The following is a 1,162-nucleotide window of genomic DNA, read 5'->3' on the forward strand; positions in this document are numbered from 1 at the left end:
CCGCGCTGCCCCAGCCGCTGCCGCCGGGCCCGCCCGAGGGCCCGTTGGCCCAGTGGGTGCCCAGCGGACCGGACCACGCGGACGACACCGTGCATGCCCTGCTGCTGGCCGGCGCCTACCACGCGCAGGAGCGCATCGTGGCCGTGACACCGTATTTCGTGCCCGACGACGCGCTGCTGGACGCCTGGTGCATGGCCTGCCGCCGCGGCGTTCGAGTGAGCCTGCTGGTGCCCTGGCGCTCCAACCACCGCCTGGCCGACTGGGCCCGCGAGCGCGCCCTGCGCGAACTGGCCCAGGCCGGTGCCGAGGTGTGGCTCGCACCGGGCATGGTGCACGCCAAGGCCGTGCTGATCGACGACGACCTGGCCCTGTCCGGCTCGCTCAACCTCGACGCGCGCAGCCTGTTCCTCAACTACGAGGCGATGACGGCCTTCTACGGCCCGGCCGAGGTGCAGTGGCTCTCGGACTGGTGCGCGCGCCAGATCGCCCTGGCGCGGCCCTATGTGCCCCGGCGCCCGTCCTGGCCGCGCGACATCGGCGAGGGCGTGGTGCGGGCGGTGGGCTTTCAGCTGTAGGACGGCCGTTCGCCCGGCGCGGGGCTCCCGCGCAGCGGTGTGTTGCTATTGTTTTTTATAGCTTCATGGGGCAATGAGTACTAGGGCATGAGGCGGTTTTTATATCGAAACCGGCCGGCGAGCGCCCGGGCCGGCCGGTCTTGCGCTCACGCCCGGCCCGCCTTGCGCCGCAGCCGCCGCCAGCCGATCACCATGCCCGTGGCGCTCAACGCCGCGCCCCCCAGGCCCAGCACCAGCATCACCGCGTCCCACAGCGGGCGCCGCTCCAGCAGCGGCACCCAGTCCCAGCTGTGCAGCATGGCGAAGAGCCAGCGGCTGGCGCGGCGGTGGCCGTCCAGGCGGCCCAGCACGGCGCCGGTGAGGGGGTCCACGTGCACCCAGGTGGCGTGTTCGTCGGCGAACACCGCGCGCAGCACCGGCAGGGGCTTGGCGGGCGCACCCGTCATGGTGTGGGGCGCGCGGGCGTAGTAGTACAGGTCGTAGTGCGCCAGCGTGTCCACGCGCACCAGGGGCGCCGCCACCAGGCGGGCGATGGCCTCGCGCAGCGCGGCGGTGTCGATGGCAGTGGGCGCGACCGTGGCGGCATC

General features: G+C 73.5%; 1 protein-coding gene and 1 pseudogene. One reads left to right on the forward strand and one right to left on the reverse strand.

All coding sequences use genetic code 11. The features are described 5' to 3' along the window. On the forward strand, window positions 1-575 hold a 575-nt coding region (locus AC27KI_RS25385; protein WP_487091416.1), incomplete at its 5' end, for a phospholipase D-like domain-containing protein. A 146-nt stretch (window positions 576-721) separates the two neighbouring features. On the opposite strand, the pseudogene AC27KI_RS25390 reads toward AC27KI_RS25385, so the two are convergent. Further along, window positions 722-1,162 (reverse strand): annotated as a pseudogene (locus AC27KI_RS25390) (PepSY domain-containing protein); the annotation flags it as partial.

The organism is Acidovorax sp. KPB24-03, assembly GCF_057546605.1.